This is a genomic window from Streptomyces sp. NBC_01320 (assembly GCF_035974375.1).
Lineage (GTDB): Bacteria > Actinomycetota > Actinomycetes > Streptomycetales > Streptomycetaceae > Streptomyces > Streptomyces yanii.
In genome coordinates this window covers 9,741,148-9,760,289 of sequence record NZ_CP108390.1, presented here as the reverse complement: position 1 = coordinate 9,760,289, position 19,142 = coordinate 9,741,148, and the positions used below count along the sequence as shown (strand labels likewise).

The window sequence follows — 19,142 nt, the reverse complement described above, 5'->3', positions numbered from 1 at the left end:
CCTCATGTCATTCCCTACCTCACCAGCCTCGGACGGCCGCAATCACCCCGCGGACGAAGACGGCGCGCGTTCAGCGGGCCGCCTCGTCGGACGGTCGGCGGAGCGGGCTCTCATCGACGATCTCTTCGATTCCGCCGCCACCAGGGGCGCCGCACTGGTACTGACGGGAGAGGCGGGGGTAGGGAAAAGCGCCTTGCTGGACACCGCGGCGGAACGGGCGTCCGAGGCGGGCTTCACAGTCGTAAGGATCGCGGGCTCGCAGTTCGAGCAGAGTGGCAGCTTCTCGGGCCTCACCCAGCTACTCCAACCGCTGGCGGAGGAGATCCCGGCTCTGCCGGCGCGGCAGGCGGAGACGCTCCAGGCAGTCCGAGGACTGTCCGAGGAGCAGCCGGCCGAGCTGCTCGCCATTGCCAACGCTGTACAGGTCCTGCTGTCCCAGACCGCGGCGAAGCGTGGCCCCATCACGCTGGTCATCGATGACTCAGCCTGGCTCGACCGGCCCAGCGCCGTGGTTCTGGGCACCGTCGCCCGTAACGTCCGGACCGGTTCCCTGGTCTTGCTCGCGGCATCCCGGACCGGCGACGAATCCTTCCTGAGCAGCACCGGGATACCTTCGTACGAGGTTCGGGCCCTGGACGAGGAATCCGCGAAGGCACTGGTGGCGGAGCGGTTCCCCGCCATGACGGCCAGGGTCCGGCAGCGTCTTGTCACGGAGGCCGCCGGCAACCCGCTGGCACTACTGGAACTGCCCGTCCCGCTCAACGAGGCTCAGCAGACGGAACAGGGACCGCTGCCGGCTGTGCTGCCGCTCTCCGAGCGCCTCAAGAAGATCTTTTCCGTACGGGTCAGTGCCCTGCCGCGCGCGACACGGGAACTGCTCCTGCTCGCCGTTCTGGACGGCTCCGGTGATCTGCACATCCTCGAGCGGGCCGTTGACAGCTCGGACGTCCTCACCAGGCTGGGCCCTGCCGAGCGGGGAGGCCTGGTATGGGTGGATTCCCTGACCGGCCGCCTGGTCTTCCGGCACCCGCTCACTCGTTCCGCGGTCATCGAGCTGTCCACGAGCGCGGAGCGTCGACGGATGCACCTGGACCTGGCCGAAGAGTTCCCGGAAGGTTCGGAACGCCGGGTCCGCCATCTGGCCGCCGCGGCGGTCGGCCCGGACGATCAGGTGGCTGCGCTCCTGCACGATGTGGCCTACGGGACGCTGCGTCGCGGCGACGCCGTCGGCGCCATCACCAGCCTGCTGCGCGCTTCCGAGCTGAGTAGCTCCGGGACGACGAAGGGGCGCATGCTGGCTGAGGCAGCATGCCTCGGCGCCAACATCACTGGTGACCTCCGCAACGTACGCTCCCTGCTGGACAATGCCATGTCCGCCGATCCCGTGGGCGCGGATTCGCTGGCCGCGGCGACCGCGGCAGCCAGCCAGCTCCTCAACGGCGAAGGCGACGCGGACACCGCCCACCGGCTTCTCGTCGGCGCGATCCGCAGTCATGCCCAACCTGGTCAGACGGACGACAACATCCTCCGCGAAGCTCTGCACACGCTGCTCATGGTGTGCTTCTTCAGCGGCCGGCCGGACCAGTGGCAGGCCTTCGACAGCGCGGTGGCAGATGTCCTGCGGCACTCTCCCGATCCCCTGCTGCGCGTGCTTCGCGGCGCCTTCGGTGATCCCGCTCACGCGGCATCGTCGGTTCTGGACGTGCTGGACGACCTCATCCTCGGCCTCACCCGGGAGACCGATCCCCGGCGCATCGTGCGGACCGCCATCGCGGGTGCCTATGTCGACCGCCTGCCCAGCTGTCGTAGTGCTCTGCGGCGTGTCGTCGACGACGGCCGCAACGGAGGAGCCATCGCCACGGCGATAGAGGCCCACTTCCTGCTGGCGAACGACGCCTACGCGGGCGGACAGTGGGACGACGTTCCGGACGTCATCGACGAAGGTCTGCGCTGGTGTGCGACACACAACTACCGCCTGCTGGGATGGACGGGTCACTTCCTGCGGGGACTGCTGTCAGCCGCGCGAGGCGACAACCGGACCGCGCTGGAGATCGCTGACCGTCTCGATTGCTGGGGGAACCCCAGAGGACTGGGTGCGCTGCATGTGTACGCCTCCCACATACGGGCGCTGTCCGCGCTCGGCAGCGCGGACTTCGAGAGCGCGTACCGCTGTCTGAGATCGCTGAGCGCCCCTGGTCGGCTGCCCTCGCACATGCCCCATTCCCTATGGCTCTTCTGGGACTTCGCCGAATCCGCGGCTCGGACCGGTCACCATGCCGAGGCCATCGAACACGTCGCGGCGGTCAGGACATCCGGCATCCCGTCCATCTCACCGCGCCTGGCCATGATGACCGACGCCGCCGGGGCCATAGCCACCCCGGACGTCATCGACCATGACCTGTTCGAGAGGGCCATCGCGGCCCCCGGCGCCGAACGATGGCCTTTCGACTGGGCGCGGATCTGTCTGGCCTACGGCGAGAGGCTGCGCAGAGCCAAAGCAGGAGGGGCCGCCGGCGTCCATCTGGAGGCCGCGCTCAGCACGTTCCAGCGCCTGGGGGCCCAACCGTGGTGCGCACGAGCCGCGAACGAACTACGGGCGAGCGGCGTCCACGTCACGACCGTGACATCGACTGAGGACAGTCGTACGCCACTGACTCCGCAGGAAGCGCAGATCGCCCAGCTGGCCGCCACAGGACTGACCAACAAACAGATCGCCGCCCAGCTCTTCCTGTCCCCTCGCACCGTGGCCGCACATCTGCGCAGTGTCTTTCCGAAGCTGAACGTCACCTCTCGTGCGGGACTGCGGGACGCACTCACGCGAAGCATCGCCTCTTCGTGACGCAAGCGGCAGACCCGCACGATGGTCCTGTGGACTACTCCAGGATCCGGATACGCCTGTGGAAGCGCACGACGGACAGCCCACCTGGAGCAGGTGGGCTGTCGCGGAAGACGGAACGGGGTCAGCGGGTGGAGCGGTCGGCGTTCTTGATGAGCTTGGTGACCGCGTCCGGATGACTGATCATGACGGAGTGCGACGCTCCGGAGACCTCGACCGTGCCACGGGCGTGGGCCCGCTGGTACTCGAAGCGCTGCAGGGCCGGCGGAATGGCCTTGTCCGAGGCAGCGATCAACCCCCAGGAGGGGATGTCGTGCCAGGCGGCGGCCTTGGTGACGTCGGTGAAGGAGGAGGCGCTGAACGGCCGTTGGGCCGCCTGCATGACGTTGGTGACCGAGACCGGGAGGTCCGCCGCGAAGGTGCTGCGGAACTTGTCGGCCTTGAGGTAGAGGTCCGTGCCGGTGCTGCCGTCCGGGTTCGGGAACGGTACGGGATCGAGCGCGGCAGGGATCTCGGTGCCCGGGTACTTGTTGATGAGATCGCCGAGCAGCTCGCCCTCGTCGGGCACGAAGGCGGCGACGTAGACCAGCGCCTTGACGTGGGGATTGGCAGCGGCGGCGTTGGTGATCACGGCGCCGCCGTAGGAGTGGCCTGCCAGGATGATCGGGCCGTCGATGGACTTGAGGACGCTCGCCAGGTACGGAACGTCGGTGGGAAGCCCACGCAGCGGGTTGGCGGTCGCGACGACCGGGTAACCGTCGTTCTGGAGCCCCTCGATCACTCCCGCCCAGCTCGCGGATGCGTCCGCGAAACCGCCGTGCACCAGCACGACCGTCGGCTTGGTGCCGTCCGACTGGCGCTCCGGCGTTGTCGCCGAAGCCATCGATGCCACAACGGCGACTGCCGCTGCGCCGGAAACGCCTGCCGCGATCAGACGGCGACGTACGACCTTGATACGCATGTCTTGCCTCTCATCATTCTGATGGTTGCCCTGCCGCAGCCGAGGCGCTCAACAGGGCAGATCGCACACCTGTGACGCAGGCGCGTGTACTTCAGGTCAGCCCTGGACGCCCGCAGCCTGCTTGATCAGCTCCGCGACGGCCGCGGGTCGGGACATGTAGACGGCGTGGCTACCAAGGACCTCGCTCACGGTGGCGCCCGCTCGCTCCGCCATGGCGTGCTGCGCCGGCGGAGGGATCATCCTGTCCAGGGTCGCTACGAGATACCAGCTCGGCTTGGTACGCCAAGCGGCCTCCGCCACCACCCCGTTGAGAGCGTCGACGCCCCAGGGAACCTGTGAGTCCGCCATGAACTGCGCGTCCTCCACCGCCACATCGTCTGCGAACGAGTGCGCGAACTTGTCACGGTCGAGGAACAGGAAGCCGTCCTGGGGCGGCAGAATCGGCGGAACGGGTGCGCCCGGCGCCGGGTCGGCGATCAGCGTGCTGACCGACTCGCCCTTGTCCGGGGCGAAAGCAGCGATGTAGGCGAGCGCGGCGACCTTGGGGTGCCGGCCGGCCTCGGTGATCACGGCGCCGCCGTAGGAGTGGCCCACCAACACGGTCGGCCCGTCCTGAGCGTCGAGGACCTGCCGCGTGACCGCGACATCGCCCTCGAGGGAGTGGGTCGGGTTCTGCACGATGCTGACACTGAAGCCTTCGCGGGTGAGGAGATGGTGCACGGCCTGCCAGCCGGAACCGTCGACGAATCCTCCGTGCACGAGGACGACGTTCTTCAGGGGACTCATTTCATGGCTCCTGATGTCTGTAAAGAACCTGTGATGCAAGTGAAAAACTAGCTCGTTCCGTCCTTTTGGGCTTCGGCTGAATGACCTAGCCTCGATCTTTCGTGATTGGTCATCAACTTCGGTTGGCGGCAGATTCGTCGGTGTGGTGCGTGTGCGGGCATGCGGGTGGCCCGATCGTCGCGTCGGGTGGGCGCCGGGTTCCACGGTTCCGGGCAGTGGCTTTTCTGCTCGTCGGGGCGGGTCGTTGCTGGTCAGTCTGGGCTCGGGAGGGCGTCGAGCCGTCTGATCGCGTCTGTGATCACGTCGGTCCATGGCCAGTGGCGGGCGAATCGCAGGTGCCGTTGGCGGGCGGTGGTGATGAGTTGGGCGGCGGCGGAGAACAGCCGCAACCGCAGGCGGCGGGGCTCCCAGAGGCGGGGTCTGCCGGTCAGGGCGAGCATCGGCATCCAGGCGAGCAGGTCGAGAGCAAGCTGGACGATCTCCAGCCAGATCCGGTTCTGCGCGGTCTGGTGCAGGGGCAGGTTCCGCAGGCCGGTGGCCCGCGCGTTGCGAATGCGGTCCTCTGCCCTCGCCCTTCGGCGGTGCCTCAGTTCCAGATCAGTGATCTTCCCTCCCGCCGTGTTGGTGGCGAAGCAGGTGAGCCGCAGCCCGTCGGCGTCGGTGAACCGCAACTGGGCGCCGGGGTGGGGACGTTCCTTGCGGACGATCAGCCTCATCCCCTTCGGCCAGCCCTTGAGAACGTCGCCGTCGAGCTCGGCGGTCCAGGCGCCCTCGCGGATCTCACCGCCCGGCTCGACCGCCGGGGCCCACGCGGAGGCCGGGACCTTCAGCACGGCCTGATGAATCTGCTCGGTGATCGTCATCCCGACCGAGTACGACAGCCACCGGCCCCGTTGCGTGAGCCAGGCGAGGAACTCATGGGTGCCGCCCGCGGAGTCGGTACGGATCAGTGTGGACCGGCCGCGCCGGTGGCGCTTGGGGAGCTGGGCCAGTGCGAGCCGGGTGGCGGTGATGTGGTCGGCGGCGGTGTTGGATCCCGCGTTCCCGGGCCGCAACAGGGCCGCCACCGGCTCCCCGGTGCCACCACTTCCGTGGTCGACGAAGCCCATCAGCGGGTGATGTCCGAACGACTTCTTCCAGGTCGCGGCCGCGTCCTGCTTGTCGGAGTGGGCCAGCACGAGCACTCCGTCCAGGTCCACGATCACCTGGCCGCCCGCATCCGGCGCCGCATTCTTGGCCAACGTCCAGACATACTCGCGCACTTCGGCGCGAGCCGAGCGGATCGCGGTCAGGGCCTTGTCCCCGGCCGCGGCAAGGGTGTCGATCAGCCGGGAAACCGTGGGGTCGGAGGCCACCGGCCCGAACACAGCCGGCTCGGCCCGCAGCATGCCCACATCGGCCAGGCAGTCACCGCCGAGCGCGACCGCCAAGGCCACGTCCAGCAGGATCTTGCCCGGATCGTGCACCGCCCGAGCCTTCCGCCACGGCGTCAGCGCCGCCGATATCGCGGTATCCAGGCCGGTCTTACGGGCGGTCTCGACCAGTAGCACCCCGCCGGCCTGCGAGACCACCCCGCTCCCGCCGCCCTCGATGCGGACACGCGGATAGGACCCGATACGCTTCTTCACCTGAGGAGTGCTTCTTTCATGCGACGACCTGGACCCTAGACAAGTCCCATCGTTGCAGGTCAGGAGCACTCTTCGTGTTTCCGATCACGCATCGGACACCCGGCCACATGAAAGCCCGAGGCTAGTAGGGCGTTGTTACGTGTCTGGGCAGGCGGTGGTTCTGGTGGTTTCCTGCGGGTACGAGGGCGGATGAACTTGTCGCGTGTCGTGGCCGGTTGGAGGAGCTCGCCGGGGAGGTGTTCGCACCTTTGGCGCGTGCTGACCAGTGGGTGAAGGGCGGGTTGTATCTGCGGGGTCTGTTGCTGGACGGGCGGCGGAAGTCGATGCAGCCGATGGCCGGGCGCCTGGGTGTGGACCATCAGCAGTTGCAGCAGTTCATGACGTCCTCGACCTGGGCGGTAGGCGCAGTCCGTGCCGGGCCGGCCCGCCGGGCAGTGGCGGTGGTGCGTCCGCGGGTGTGGGTGGTGGACGACACCGGCTTCCCCAAGGACGGATACTCCTCGCCCGGGGTGGCGATGCAGCACTCCGGCACCCTGGGCAAGATCGGCAACTGCCAGACCGGGGTCGGTGTCCATGCCCCCTCCGACACCGCTTCGTGCCCGCTGTCATGGCGGGGCTGTCGGACTGCGGCCCGCGGTGCTGGTCGCGGATGCCGGCTACGGGGCGGACGCCGACTTCCGGCACGCCCTTCAGGACCGGGGGCCTGGCCTACGCGCTGCAGGTCAAGTGCAAGATGACCGCCCACGCTGAAGCGGCCGAACCCTACGAGCCGCGCTACGTCGGGCTCGGCCCGCGCCCGCTGCCCCGCTACCGCACCCGACAGGCTCTCAGCCTGCGCGCATGTCCTGGCCGCGGGTCGCCGCCACGCGGCGACCGTCACCTGGCGCAAGGGATCCAAAGCAGCGATGACCTCACGCTTTGTGTTCCTGCGGGTCCGGCCTGCCGAGCGTCGCCCGAAGCCTGCGGCCGACGGCGTCATCGGCCTGACCTGAGCAGAGAGGGTCGCGTCAGCAGACCGGTGCCCTGTCGGCGCGCCGCCGCAGTGTCCACGGTGTCATGTGTCAGGCGGCGCCCGAAGTTGTGGCGGTGACGAACCGTGTCACTCCTCGGGAGAACTCCTCCGGTTCCTCGATGTGACCGAAGTGCCCGCTTTGCTCCAGGATCAGCAGTTCCGATCCCGGGATCATCTGATGCAGCTCCTGGGCCCACCTCACTCCGCAGATGAAGTCGTGACGGCCGACGACGACCAGGGTCGGCACCGTGAGCGAGCCGAGCTGCCGACTGTCGTCGATGAGGTGCGGTTCGAGGTTCTCGTCCAGGCCCGAGATGAATGTGGCGCTCACCGCGGCGCGGAAGTGCGCGAACTCCGTTTCGCGGCCCCAGTAGTCGGCGAAGTACACGGGCACCAGCGCCCTGAGCAGCGTCGTGAACCCGGCGTCGTCGGAGGTGGTGGGAATCGCCGCGAAGGCGGCCAGGACCGCGGAAAGTTCAGGGTTGTCGGAGTGCCGCTCGGCGAACTGCTGCACCAGACGCACGGCTTCGGCGACGTGTTCGGGACCGGTGAACGGCGCACTTTCGTACAGGATCACCCCGGCGATCCGTTCGGGGTGACGCAGGGCGTGATACTGGGCGACGAAGCCGCCGTGGGAGTGGCCCAACAGGTACACCTCGGGCACGCCGAGATGCTCGATCAGACCTTCGAGGAGCCGGCTGTAGCGCGGCCGGGTGTAGCCATGCCGATGGGAGGCGAGGCGGCCGGAGCCGCCGGTGCCGATCGGCTCCGGATAGACGACCGTGAGGTGTCGTTCCAGCGCAGGCATGCGCAGGTACTCCCAGAAGATGCCGGGCCCGCCGGAGTGCGCGATGCACACAGGTCCCGTGCCGTGGACGTGATACCTCTGCGTCACCCCGTCGATGTCGACGGTGTGGGTACCGACCGTGAGGGGGTCGGTTCGGGGGATGGTCATGGAACTCTCCGGGTTCAGCAATCGGCGATGACACCGACAGGACGCGGAGCAGAGGACGAAGTTCACTCCGCCGAAGTGGCGTCCATCACATAGCAGGCAGCAGGTCCATGAGCTGCACCGGCCGGGAGTGGGCGAGCCGCAGATGTTGCACCCGGCCGGCGTCGTCCAGGGTCATGAGCCACGCCACGCCCGGCGGGCAGTGCTCGGGGTTGTCCGCCGGATTGATGATGTCCATCTCCCAGACGGTGAGCGACCGACCGGCCACCGCATGGATGAGACGCTGTCGCACGCCCTCTTCGACGTCGTTGTCCATGCTGCGCACGAGAAGGTCCCAGCCACCCAGCCGGTCGGGACCACTGAGGAGGGCGATCTCGGGAGACCAGCGTTCCGTCAGCAGCTTGCCGAAGTGTCCGCTCTCGGCAGCGGCGAGCGTCTCGCGAGCCTCGATGCGGCTGGCCAGTACCCGCTGCTCCGCGTCACCGTGCGCGGCGTCCGCCGTAGCGGCGAGAGCGGCCGTCAACTTGGCCCGCCCCAGGCTCAGTCTGCTGCGCACCGTGCCCACCGGAACGCCGCAAGCACGAGCGATCTGCTCGTACGAGGTGACCCCGGTGGTGAAGTGCCGCAACACCAAAGGCATACGCAGCAGCGGCGAGAGCTCCTCCAGCGCCTCCCAGACCCAGTCCCGCACCGCGCTCCGCTCAAGCCACTGCTCCGGACCGTCCTCCGGCGACGGCAGATGCAGCTCGTCCACGGGCTGGGCGGCGACGGCGCCCCGCAGCAAGGACCGGCCGGCGTTGCGCACGATCATCCGCAGCCACGCACCCACAGCACCCGGGTCACGCACATCACCGATCCGCCGCAACGCCGTCAGCGCCGCGTCCTGCATCACGTCATCCGCATCCGCGCCCGGCCCCAGAATGCTCAACGCCACCGCACGCATGCCCGCCCTATGGCGTTCCAACAGCAACCCCAGAGCGGCGATGTCACCGGCCTGAGCCGCCCGCGTCAGCGTCGCATCCTGAACACGCGCCGCCTCGACCGCGTCCCGCATCACAAGTTCCCTTCAGGCACTGGTCACTTGACAGTAGGGCGCCCGGATGCGGCTGCGCCACTCATGGGACGGGGTTACCCGTTGGAGGCTGAGCGAAATCTTGCCCAGGGGAGTTCAAGGGCCCTGCGGCGATCAGGGCATCTCTTCATGCACGTCGAGCCGCTCCATGGTGTCATCCCGCATGCGCCCACACCCCCTCGAGTGCGGCCGGAGCGAGGGCAGGTGTGGGCCGAGGGATCTCGCCGTACCGGTCCGCGCAGGTGAGCACCTCGGCGGAGGCGACGAGCACGGCGGCCAGAGCGACCGGGAGGAGCGGGCTGGCCGAAGGCCGCCGGGTCGGGGCGCGGAGCCACTCGTAGCGGTCGCCGAGCACGGGCTGGGGGCCGGGGACGACGACCACGGAGCCGTGGCTCAGGTAGCGGTGCGCGGGAGCCGCTCCCTCTCCTCGCGCGAGTTGGTGGGCGAAGCCCTGCCAGCTCTGCGAGGCCAGGATGAAGCCCATTCTTCCCGCCCGGTGGTCCAGTACTATCGGCCCGAAGGGCCGTCTTCGGCGCAGCAGTTGATCGAGCGCCTCGATGCCGACTCGCTGGTCGACCGACACCACGTCGAAGAAGCGGCCAGTGGGCAGCATGTACGGCGCCCGGGGGTTGCTCGCCCACGTGGTCAAACATGCTGACGGATCATCGGCTGCCTCGGACAGCCAGGCGAAGTCCCTCCATGTCATCCTCTTCATGTCACTCACCTCTGTCGGACTCAGTGTCGGCAGCGAGGCCGCCCGACGCCCATGCTGAGCGTCATCTGCCCTGGCCCGGGCAGATGACGAGGAGTGACGGGGAATGACGTGTCACGCGCGGACTCGTCTCTCTGCCGCGAGTCAGCCGTCCCCGGTCTCCGGACACATGCGACGCGCGGCGATGAACAACATTGCGTTCGTCGGGCGACCGACGAGTGACTCACTCCGCTCTCTCAACGGAGTGCGCAGTGCCCCGCATGATGGCGGCTCGTGCCTCTGCTCATGAATTCCCGCTGTTGGTCACAGGTTTGTATGACACCCCAGGTTAGGCAGTGCCGTCCCCCACCGGCTTCGACCAAATGGCCTAAAGATGCTCAGACGGCCCGACGTACGGGGCTGTCCACGGCCAGCTGATCAAGGCCGGTCAGCGCGTCGCGCAGCCCGCCGCGGGAGGCGATGTCCAGCTTGCGGAAGGCGCTGCGCAGGTGGGCGGCCACGGTGCGGTGGGACAGAAAGAGCTGGGCGGCGATCTGTTTGTTGGTGAGCCCCGTGGCAGCGAGCTGGGCGGTCTGCCATTCCTGCGGAGTCAGCGGCGCTTCGACACCCGCTACGGGCGTGACAGGGGCCGCGGCCTGGCCGCTTGCCCGCAGCTCGCCGGCCGCGCGTGCGCTCCACGGGGCGGCTCCGAGGCGTTCGAAGGTGCACAGGGCGGCCTCGAGGTGGGGGCGTGCCGCGACGCTCGCCTGGGCTCTGCGGAGTCGTTCGCCGTAACCCAGGCGGATCCGGGCCAGATCGAAGGGCCAGTGCTCTGCGTCGGGTGTGGCGATGGCCTTGTCGAAGAGATCGCGATCGACGACGTACGGGTCGGCCAGGGCGGTCGCCGCCTCCGTGATCATGGCCAGACGTGGTGAGATGGAGGGGATGCCGGCGTCCCGGACGGCCGCCAGATGTGCGGCTGCCTCGGCGTGGTGACCGGTGCGGGTCGCCGCCTCGGTGAAGTCCCAGATGAGCCACAGTGCGTGCGGGACATGCGGCGCCGGCCGGCTCGCCGGGCTGACGGATGTCACATGCCGGTAGGCGCTGTCGAAGTCGCCGCGTCCCAGCGCGGACAGAACCTTGATGTGCGATGAGTAGACGCGCAGCGCGCCCAGGCCGCGGGGGTTGCTCCAGGAGGCGAGGCGGTCTGCGATGCTCCGGGCGACTTCGTCGTCACCGCGTGCGGCGGCTAGCAGGCCCTGCAGCAGACGGCCTGGCCAGGCCTGGAGTCGGTAGTCATGGGACGCGCACCAGTGCAGGGCCTCGTCGGTCAGTTCGGCGACATCGTCCCACCGTCCCCTGGCGTAGGCGTCGTCGGCCAGAAGGAGCAGGGCCGGTATGGCCGAGGCCACGGCTCCTCCGCCGCGGCCGTCCTCGACGACGCGCAGCAATGCGCTGTGGCAGCCCGGCAGGCGGTCGACGTAGGCGGCGCAGGTGGCCGTGCGGACGATGCGAGTGGGGTCGGTCTGCCGGTTGAGTCCGGAGATCAGTGCGTCAAGGCGGGGCAGTACCGGCAGCGCCGCGTGGGCCGGGTCGCCGAGGGCGCCGCGCAGAACCAGTAGCAGGGGGTCGGGGGCGTGCGGGCGGAATCGCGCCAGGATCGTGTCGAAGGACTGCCACAGTTCCGGCCGCCCGCTGAAGGAACACACCATGAGCAGGGTGTGGAGTGCCTCGCGCAGCATGATGTCATCGGCCGGGCCCTCGGGGGCGTGGTCGGTGATCGCTCCGACCAGCACCCGGTAGGCGCCGTCCGCGTCACCGTCCCAGTTGAGGAGCTCCCCGGCTGCCGCCGCGGCGGCAGCCGGGGGCGTGCCGCCCAACGGATCGACGGCCGCGGCATCGTCGAGAAGTGCGCGTACGTTGCGCAGGTCGCCGGTGACGTTGGCGCTCAGGCAGGCAGCCTCAGCCAGTCTCCGCCCCCTGGCTGTACCTGAGCTACTGAGCTCCGAGGCGCGTAGCAGGGCGGAGACAGCGCCGACGGCGTCGCCGCGGCGCAGGGTGGTGTAGGCGGCCTCGTGCAGCAGAGCGGCCACCTGGTCGTCCGGCCCCACGGTGGCGCGGGCCAGGTGCAGGGCTCGACGTTCGGATCCTTCCGGGAGTAGGTCGGCGAGCGCCCGGTGCGCCCAGCGGCGCTCGGCGCTGGTCGACAGTTCCATGACGGCCGAGCGGGTCAGCGGGTGCCGGAAGACCAGGCGCCCGGCTCGGGCGTCGACCCGCACCAGCCCCGCACGCTCGGCAGGAGAGAGCTCGGTGAGAGTCCCTGGTCCGTCGCCGGTCCGCGGCAGGAGGTGCAGGTCGCCCGTGTCGTCCAGAACCGCCAGCAGGAGCAGTTTCCGTGTGGCGTCCGGCAGGGCCCTGACCCGCTCGGAGAAGATCATCCGCAAGCGCTCGGTGAGCGGAAGGACCATCGGCAGAGAACGTCGCTGCGTCTGCTGCGCGAGACTGAGCGAGACAGGCAGCTCAAGCAACGCGAGGGGGTTCCCCCCGGCCTCCGCGAGCACCCGTCGGCGAACCGTGGAGGTCATGGCCGGAAAGCGCTCCGCCACCAGCTTCATCGCCGCCTTCGCGTCGAGGGGCGGCACTTCGTGTACCTGCGTCCCCGTGTCGGGGAGAAAGGCCTCGTCCCGCCGGGAGGCGGCCAGCAGCGCAACGCGCCCGGTGCCGGCATGGCGGGCGACCGTACCCAGCACCACCGCACTGGGCCGGTCCAGCCATGCGTAGTCGTCGATGACCAGTGCCAGGGGGCTGCTCCGGGTACCGATCCGGAACAGCAGACCCCGCACCGCGTACGCGACAGCCGACAGCTCCTCCGGTTCACCCGCCGAAAGGCCAAGAATCACCTGAAGGGTGCGCGCCTGCCGCGCCGGCAGGGAAGCCAGCTCTCCCGCCAACGGCAGCAGGATCTGATTGAGCCCCGCGAAACCGACATGCTGATCGAACTGCGCTCCGGCAGCCCGCACCACACGGAATCCACGTTGCTCCGCCCGCCGCGCCGCGCCATTGAGCAGCGCGCTCTTGCCCACTCCGGCCGCACCGGTCAGGAACAGCGCGGCACTCCGTGTTGCCGCCTCGGCGAGGAGCGCGTCGACCAGCGCCAGCTCCGCCGATCGCCCGACGAGACCGCCGGTGCCGCCATGGGGCCCGCTCTGAGCGATGACGTGCTCGGCCATCGGGACGACGCTGGATGTGCCGGCCGTCGCGGAAACGCTGGTAGAGGGTGTCTGAAGAAGGTTGATCATCACTTTCACCTGCAAGCGGTCGGAGATGCGAGATGCGCCGCGACGGCCGAAGGGCGGGAGCCGGCCGCGGCCCGCGTTTGCGTGGCCGGAACGGGAGAAGTCGGTCAGCGTGGTCCCGGCCGATGCCGACCCGGTCGCCTTGGGATCGGCGGGACCGGTGCGCCGGGCGGCGGTCGGCGGGTCGGCGATCCCCTCGGTGATGACCATGCCGCCGTACACATGACCAACCAGGACGACCGCACTGTCGACTCGGGCTCTGCACGACGGCCACCCGGTGGCCGTCGGCCGTCGGCACGATGTCCCTGACCGTCCCCGTGATCAGTCCTGACTGGAGGGACTGGCCCGACGCTTCCAGGCCATCTGCGCCGTCGTGCCGCTCCGGGAGGGCAAAGTCGCCGCGCGGAGCGCCGCGTCCGCTCCTCCGGTCAGACGGTGGCGGCCTCGCGGATGAGGCCGGCGACCACGCCGGGCTGCGAGACGTAGACGGCGTGGCTGCCGATGGCCTCGACGACGGTCGAGCCTGCGCGCTCGGCCATGGCCCTCTGGGCCGGCGGCGGGATCATGCGGTCCTCGGTGGCGACCAGGTACCAGCTGGGCTTGTGCTGCCAGGCCGGTTCGGTGACCGCCCCGCTGAGGGCGTCCACGCCCCAGGGGACCTGAGCGTCGGCCATGAACGCGGTCTGTTGTTCGGGCAGATCGGCGGCGAAGGCGTCGTGGAACCTGTCGCGGTCCAGGAAGAGGAAGCCGTCCTGCTGAGGCAGGATGGGCGGCACCGGCGCCCCGGGCGCCGGGTCGGCGATGAGCGTGCCGACCGACTCCCCCTTGTCCGGGGCGAAAGCAGCGATGTATGCCAGCGCCGCGACGTTGGGGTGCATACCGGCCTCGCTGACGACGACCCCGCCGTAGGAGTGGCCGACCAGGACGGCCGGGCCGTCGAGCGTGTCCAGCACCTGGCGGGTCGCGGCGACGTCACCCTCGAGCGACAGCGTCGGGTTCTGCACGATCCGGATGCGGAAGCCGTCCCTGGCGAGCTCGTCGTAGACGCCCTGCCAGCCGGATCCGTCCACGAAGCCACCGTGCACGAGCACGATGTTCCCGATGGTCGACATGCGCTCTCCCCGGTTGGATGGACAGGCCCCCACAGGCCCGTCCGACTGGCTCCAGTCAACGCGCCCGGCAGTGGTGAGACCACGCAGAACAGCACGCAGAAGTTCTGCGCACCGAACACGGCTCGACGCGTCAGGGTGCGGTGGACACCAGGTCGCGGCAGCGGCGGCTGGCATCGGCGTCACCGACCGCCTCGAACACCTCGGCCGCCCTCGCGTAAGCACGGCTGCTCTCGTCCTTGCGGCCCTCGTCGGCGAGCAAGGACCCCAATGTCTCCAGGGCGTGGGCCTGCGGGACGTGCGACTGAGCCTGCTCCATGAGTCCGATCGCCTCGACGAGCTTGGTGATCGCTTCGGGCCGACGGCCGAGCAGTCCGAGACATTCGCCGGCACGGGCCAGCGCGATGGGACGGACGAACGCCGCCACGCTCGGCGTCACCCCCGACCCGGCGTCATTCAGGAACGCCCACAGGTCGAGGTACCGCTCCAGGGCCTCGGCGTGATGCCCGGCGTCACGAAGGCAGGTGCCAAGGGCGCCGAGGCAATGGCAGTACGCGTCGAAATCGCCGTTGGCCTTGAACATCTCCGCCGCCCGGGTCTCCGACGCGGTGGCCTCGTCAAGCCGTCCGAGTCTACGCAGCGCGCCTCCCGCGTGGTGGAGGGCGGAGGCGATTTCTGCCGTGGAGCCACTGCGCGTGGCGAGGTCCATCGCCTCGGTGGTGTACCGCAGTGCGGTCTCCGGGTCGTCGCGCGGCAGCAGATGGACCCAGGCCAACGAGTTGAGCTGGCAGGCCTGCCGGACCGGATCGCCCAGGCCGGCAGCGGCCTCGACACCGAGGGAGAAGACCTCGTGCCAGTGCGGCGCGTGCATCCAGCGGTCGGAGAACCAGTCCAACGACTCCACGCAGTCGAGGACGGCGGAGTGCCGGCCGTCGCTCGCTGCCGTCCCCAACGCACCCAGCCAGTTGTCCACATTCACGCGCAGCCAGTGATCGGCCTCCTCCTCCGAAGACAGGTCGGCGAGGTCGGCGTCAGGCTGGTCGGGGTGGCCGTAAGCCGGTTCGAACCATCGCCCGGCGGTGGTGGCCATCCGCAGCAGCCAGGACGTCATCGTCCCCCCGATCGCCTCCCGCTCAGCCGCCGGGTCCTCGGCCTTGAGCCGCTCGCGGGCGAACAGCCTGACCAGGTCGTGAAAGCGGTAGCGGCCCGCCCCGCTGTCCTGTAGCAGGCCGAGGTCGATCAGCTCATCGAGCACGTCCCAGGCGTCCTCGACGGAGATCTCGCCGACCACCGCGGCGAGGGCGGCGTCGAAGTCGTGGCCGGTCACCAGAGCGAGTCGGCGGAAGACCTTGCGTGCGGACGGCGCGAGTTGCTCGTACGACATCCGGAACGCGTTGGCGATCTTGAGGTCCCCTGCCTTGAGCTGGTCGAGACGGCGCTCGTCGTCGGCCAGCCGGGTGACGAGTTCGGCGGCGCTCCATGCGGGGCGACTGACCAGCCGGTTGCCGATGATCCGCACTGCCAGGGGCAGGCCGCCGCACAGCTGCGCGAGCTGAGTGAGCACTGACTCGCCGTCCGAGGCGCCGCGGTCCCTCGTGATCCCGGTCAGCAGGAGGGTGGTGTCCAGCAGGGGCAGGGGGCCCAGGTTCAGGCGGCGCACGCCCTCCAGGCCGGCCAGCAGCCGACGACTGGTCACCAACGCTCTGCCCAGGCCTCCACCTGGCAGCAGTGGGCGGATCTGCTCTTCCGAGGCGGCGTTGTCGAGCACGACCAGCACGCGTCTGTCCCTCAGCAGCGATCGGTACAACGAAGCGCACTCGGAAATGTCAGGAGGGATCTGCTGGTCCGGGACACCCAATGCACGGAGCAGCTGCGCCAGGGCCTGGTCAACGGGCAGAGGGCGCGAGGACATGCCGAACAGATCAAGGAAGAACACCCCGTCCGGAAAGTCCGGGCGCAGGGTGTGGCCGGCATGAATGGCGAACGCGGTTTTGCCCAGACCGGCAGGACCGGTGATCAGTCCCACAGCGGCGACGGCCGCCGAGTCCTCGTCGCGGACAAGGTTCTGCGTCCAGGCCAGTTCCGCGGCCCGGCCCGCGAAGTCATCTATGTTTCGCGGGAGTTCGCACAGGCCGGTCGGGCGCTTCCAGTGATCCCGCAGGCGGCCGTCGCGTGCCAGCTCGATGAGTTGTTTGCGGTCGGCCCCTTCCAGTGCGAGTGCGTCTGCGAGGGCGGTGACGGTGCGGTGCTGAGGCCCTCTGCTGCGTCCCCGCTCCATGTCCGACAGGGTGCGGCCACTGACGCCCGAAAGTTCGGCGAGTTGCTCCAGCGTCAGGCGCGCCGCATGCCGATGACGACGAAGCAGTTCCGCGAAGGGGGGCATGGCAGTGATGAGGAGCACTCCTTCTCCGCTGTATCACACCTGGTCCGTCGGGGCCCAGCCGCAGGCCAGCTTACTCAACAAAACGGAAGATTCCAGGAGTTCAGGCGAAGAATGCGCGCGCTCGACGGCGACGATGACCCTGGCGGCACCGACTGTCGCCGCAACTACCCAGCCACCACCGCAAGACAGGAGCGGTATTGACGAACCCACCCCTGCCCGCGCCTCAGCTCCGGGGGCACATCCGCAAGCATGGCATCGCCCCAGCCAACGCCCATCGCGGGACCTGGCACGAGGCTGGACATCGCCGATAGGCGGTCGAGGGTACCGGGCGCGCACGATGAGGTCGCGGTAGTCCCGCCAGGTGAAGCCCTTCGGCTCTCACTTGCGAACCCGAATCCAGTTGAGGAGCGAAAAGAATCACTCCCCATGCCTTGACGGGCCTCACACAGGCGATCTACGCTCCGCGTCGCCGGAGTGAAACTCTCGGCCCAATCGCCTTCCACAGCGAATTCGGCATGCCGTCGCCCGCCAATTCCACACGACCGCATGTCAACTCGCCGGTAGGGGCTGATCTGTATCAACCCTCATAACAGGAAAGAAGCAGTGATGAGTGCCCGAGGTGAGTCCATTCCAAACGAGTCCCCCAATAACAGCCTCGTCCGCCGCCGCCTCCTCGCTGGCGCCTGCCTCACAGGAGTGGCCACCGTTGCCAGCCAACTTGCCGCACCCGAGGCATCGGCAGCGCCCAGCAGAACCGATCTCTTCCACTACTGGGAATCCCAGCAGAGATCCCTCGGGTATTCCCAAGGGATCCGGGTGGACAACACCGTCTGGCTGTCGGGCACAGCGGCCCTCGACAAGGACTTCAACTGCATTTCCCCCGGCGATCTGCCCGCCCAGATGACCTTCATCTACCAGCGTATCAAGGAGAGCCTGGGCAAGTACGCTCTCGATTTCCGACATGTTGTCCGCGAGAATATGTATGTAACTGACATGAATGCCCTGGTCGGGGCATTGCCGTACCGCAAGGGTATTTATGCCAACGGCCCCTTCCCGACCTCCACGACAATCCAAGTCAACCAACTGCTCGTTCCCGGACTCATGATTGAGATCGAGGTGACCGCCTGCCGAGCCCTGCCATAGGCGCGAGCTCGTTCCTTCCAGCGATTTTCTGACGACAGTTCGACCATGGTTCGCGAATTGCCTGCGGCATCCCGGACCGGCAAGACGGTTCCGGACGCCGCTGCTGAACTTGAATGCGTGATGCCGGCTTGATCGCGGTCAGCTGCCCGCGATCAGGCCGGTTCCCTTGAGGCATCCGTCGACCAGATGCGGTCGCTACTGGATCTGCTTGAGGCCGCACTTCACGCCCTTGGCCATCTGGTCGAGGTTCACGGCGGCCAGGTTGCCGACGGTCCCTGTGCCCCGACGAGGGTGCTATACGCGGATGACCTGAGGCCCGAGCAGCGAGTACCGATGCGCCTCCGCCGAGGGCAGCGAGGTGTCGGTCACGATCGCCTCGAACTCCCGCACCTCGGCGAACCGGCAGAAGCTGACGGCCCCGAACTTGGTGTGGATCCCGGAGAGGATCCGACGCCGCGCCGAACGCACCGCCTGCGCCTTCACCTCGCCCACCGCGGGGTCGGGGGTGGTGAGCCCGTACTCACGGGAGATCCCGTTGGCCCCGACGTACGCCAGGTCGATGACGAAGCCGCCCAGCATCTCCGTGGCCCAGTGGTCGACCGTGGCGAGCGTGCCGCCCCGCACCCGCCCCCCGAGCAGCAGCACTTGGACCTGATCCCGCGCGGCCATCACGGAAGCGGTCGCAAGCGACGCGGTGATGACGGTGAGCGGACGGTCCCGAGGCAGGGCCTCCGCTATCAGCTGAGGCGTGAAGCCCTCGTCGACGAAGACGGTCTCCGCCTCGCCGAGCAGCTCGGCGGCCGCCTGCGCGATCCGGGCCTTCTGCGGTACGTAGCGCACGGTGCGGGCCTCGAGGGTCGTCTCGAACCCGGCGCTCTCCACCGGGTAGGCGCCGCCGTGCGTGCGACGTACGAGCCCGTGCTCCTCGAGGACCCGCAGATCGCGGCGGACGGTCTCCAGGGAGACCTCCAACTCCTCTGCCAGAGCGACGACTTCCACTGCTCCCTCACGGCGGGCGACCGTGAGAATCGCATGGCGACGGTCTTCGGCTGTCACAGCCCTCACCACTTCGACGCTAGGGAGGCCCCGGGTCGGCGTCCGGGGCCTCGCTGGATGCCTGAACGGCCCAACCACGACCCATGATGTGGCACGCGCCACACGGTGAACATCGGCAGGATGACCAGAACTTGCGGCACGTCAGAGAGATCTCACCAAGATCGAACGGGCAAGGAGTGGGCCCGGCCCTTACCTCCAACGGGCAGCGATGTTGCCC

General features: G+C 68.8%; 12 protein-coding genes and 1 pseudogene. 3 read left to right on the top strand and 10 right to left on the bottom strand.

Features of this window, described 5'->3' with window-relative positions; genetic code table 11:
- Positions 1-4 precede the first annotated feature (4 nt).
- Complete coding sequence (locus OG395_RS44245) at positions 5-2,839, top strand: ATP-binding protein (protein ID WP_327247946.1); 2,835 nt, start codon at positions 5-7, stop codon at positions 2,837-2,839.
- A gap of 121 nt (positions 2,840-2,960) precedes the next feature.
- Here OG395_RS44245 and OG395_RS44240 read toward each other — a convergent pair whose 3' ends face one another.
- The 3 genes from OG395_RS44240 to OG395_RS44230 all read right to left on the bottom strand — a co-directional run bounded on the left by OG395_RS44240 (position 2,961) and on the right by OG395_RS44230 (position 6,211).
- A complete protein-coding gene (locus OG395_RS44240; protein WP_327247945.1) occupies positions 2,961-3,797 on the bottom strand; it encodes an alpha/beta fold hydrolase in 837 nt (278 codons plus the stop codon).
- A 96-nt stretch (positions 3,798-3,893) separates the two neighbouring features.
- The gene (locus OG395_RS44235) at positions 3,894-4,583 is read right to left on the bottom strand and encodes an alpha/beta hydrolase (RefSeq protein ID WP_327247944.1); all 690 of its coding nucleotides are present in this window, start codon (positions 4,581-4,583) and stop codon (positions 3,894-3,896) included.
- Between the two features lie 251 nt (positions 4,584-4,834).
- A complete protein-coding gene (locus tag OG395_RS44230) occupies positions 4,835-6,211 on the bottom strand; it encodes an IS1380 family transposase (RefSeq protein WP_327247943.1) in 1,377 nt (458 codons plus the stop codon).
- 143 nt (positions 6,212-6,354) lie between these two features.
- Between OG395_RS44230 and OG395_RS58590 the strand changes: the two are divergent.
- A pseudogene (locus tag OG395_RS58590) lies at positions 6,355-7,197 on the top strand (transposase); the annotation flags it as partial.
- A gap of 75 nt (positions 7,198-7,272) precedes the next feature.
- On the opposite strand, the gene OG395_RS44225 reads toward OG395_RS58590, so the two are convergent.
- The 6 genes from OG395_RS44225 to OG395_RS44200 all read right to left on the bottom strand — a co-directional run bounded on the left by OG395_RS44225 (position 7,273) and on the right by OG395_RS44200 (position 16,726).
- Positions 7,273-8,178, bottom strand: coding sequence for an alpha/beta fold hydrolase (locus OG395_RS44225; RefSeq protein WP_327247942.1), 906 nt, complete (start codon positions 8,176-8,178; stop codon positions 7,273-7,275).
- 85 nt (positions 8,179-8,263) lie between these two features.
- Positions 8,264-9,229, bottom strand: a complete 966-nt coding sequence (locus OG395_RS44220) for an RNA polymerase sigma factor (RefSeq protein WP_327247941.1) — start codon at positions 9,227-9,229, stop codon at positions 8,264-8,266.
- 172 nt (positions 9,230-9,401) lie between these two features.
- Positions 9,402-9,962, bottom strand: coding sequence for a bifunctional DNA primase/polymerase (locus OG395_RS44215; protein ID WP_327247940.1), 561 nt, complete (start codon positions 9,960-9,962; stop codon positions 9,402-9,404).
- Between the two features lie 374 nt (positions 9,963-10,336).
- A complete protein-coding gene (locus OG395_RS44210; protein WP_327247939.1) occupies positions 10,337-13,444 on the bottom strand; it encodes an ATP-binding protein in 3,108 nt (1,035 codons plus the stop codon).
- A gap of 218 nt (positions 13,445-13,662) precedes the next feature.
- The gene (locus OG395_RS44205) at positions 13,663-14,346 is read right to left on the bottom strand and encodes an alpha/beta fold hydrolase (RefSeq protein WP_327247938.1); all 684 of its coding nucleotides are present in this window, start codon (positions 14,344-14,346) and stop codon (positions 13,663-13,665) included.
- A gap of 130 nt (positions 14,347-14,476) precedes the next feature.
- Positions 14,477-16,726 carry a helix-turn-helix domain-containing protein gene (locus OG395_RS44200; protein ID WP_327247937.1) on the bottom strand — a complete coding sequence of 750 codons (2,250 nt, stop codon included), beginning with the start codon at positions 16,724-16,726 and terminating at the stop codon, positions 14,477-14,479.
- 606 nt (positions 16,727-17,332) lie between these two features.
- Between OG395_RS44200 and OG395_RS44195 the strand changes: the two genes are divergently transcribed.
- Positions 17,333-17,869, top strand: coding sequence for a RidA family protein (locus tag OG395_RS44195; RefSeq protein WP_327247936.1), 537 nt, complete (start codon positions 17,333-17,335; stop codon positions 17,867-17,869).
- Positions 17,870-18,163: 294 nt separating this feature from the next.
- Here OG395_RS44195 and OG395_RS44190 read toward each other — a convergent pair whose 3' ends face one another.
- Positions 18,164-18,925, bottom strand: a complete 762-nt coding sequence (locus tag OG395_RS44190) for a DeoR/GlpR family DNA-binding transcription regulator (protein WP_327247935.1) — start codon at positions 18,923-18,925, stop codon at positions 18,164-18,166.
- Positions 18,926-19,142 lie beyond the last annotated feature (217 nt).

Excerpts from the sequence above, each read along its gene's own strand:
- OG395_RS44245 (WP_327247946.1), top strand. The coding sequence starts at position 5 with ATGTCATTCCCTACCTCACCAGCCTCGGACGGCCGCAATCACCCCGCG.
- OG395_RS44240 (WP_327247945.1), bottom strand. The coding sequence starts at position 3,797 with ATGCGTATCAAGGTCGTACGTCGCCGTCTGATCGCGGCAGGCGTTTCC.
- OG395_RS44235 (WP_327247944.1), bottom strand. The coding sequence starts at position 4,583 with ATGAGTCCCCTGAAGAACGTCGTCCTCGTGCACGGAGGATTCGTCGAC.
- OG395_RS44225 (WP_327247942.1), bottom strand. The coding sequence starts at position 8,178 with ATGACCATCCCCCGAACCGACCCCCTCACGGTCGGTACCCACACCGTC.
- OG395_RS44220 (WP_327247941.1), bottom strand. The coding sequence starts at position 9,229 with ATGCGGGACGCGGTCGAGGCGGCGCGTGTTCAGGATGCGACGCTGACG.
- OG395_RS44215 (WP_327247940.1), bottom strand. The coding sequence starts at position 9,962 with ATGAAGAGGATGACATGGAGGGACTTCGCCTGGCTGTCCGAGGCAGCC.
- OG395_RS44210 (WP_327247939.1), bottom strand. The coding sequence starts at position 13,444 with ATGGTCATCACCGAGGGGATCGCCGACCCGCCGACCGCCGCCCGGCGC.
- OG395_RS44205 (WP_327247938.1), bottom strand. The coding sequence starts at position 14,346 with ATGTCGACCATCGGGAACATCGTGCTCGTGCACGGTGGCTTCGTGGAC.
- OG395_RS44200 (WP_327247937.1), bottom strand. The coding sequence starts at position 16,726 with ATGCCCCCCTTCGCGGAACTGCTTCGTCGTCATCGGCATGCGGCGCGC.
- OG395_RS44195 (WP_327247936.1), top strand. The coding sequence starts at position 17,333 with ATGAGTGCCCGAGGTGAGTCCATTCCAAACGAGTCCCCCAATAACAGC.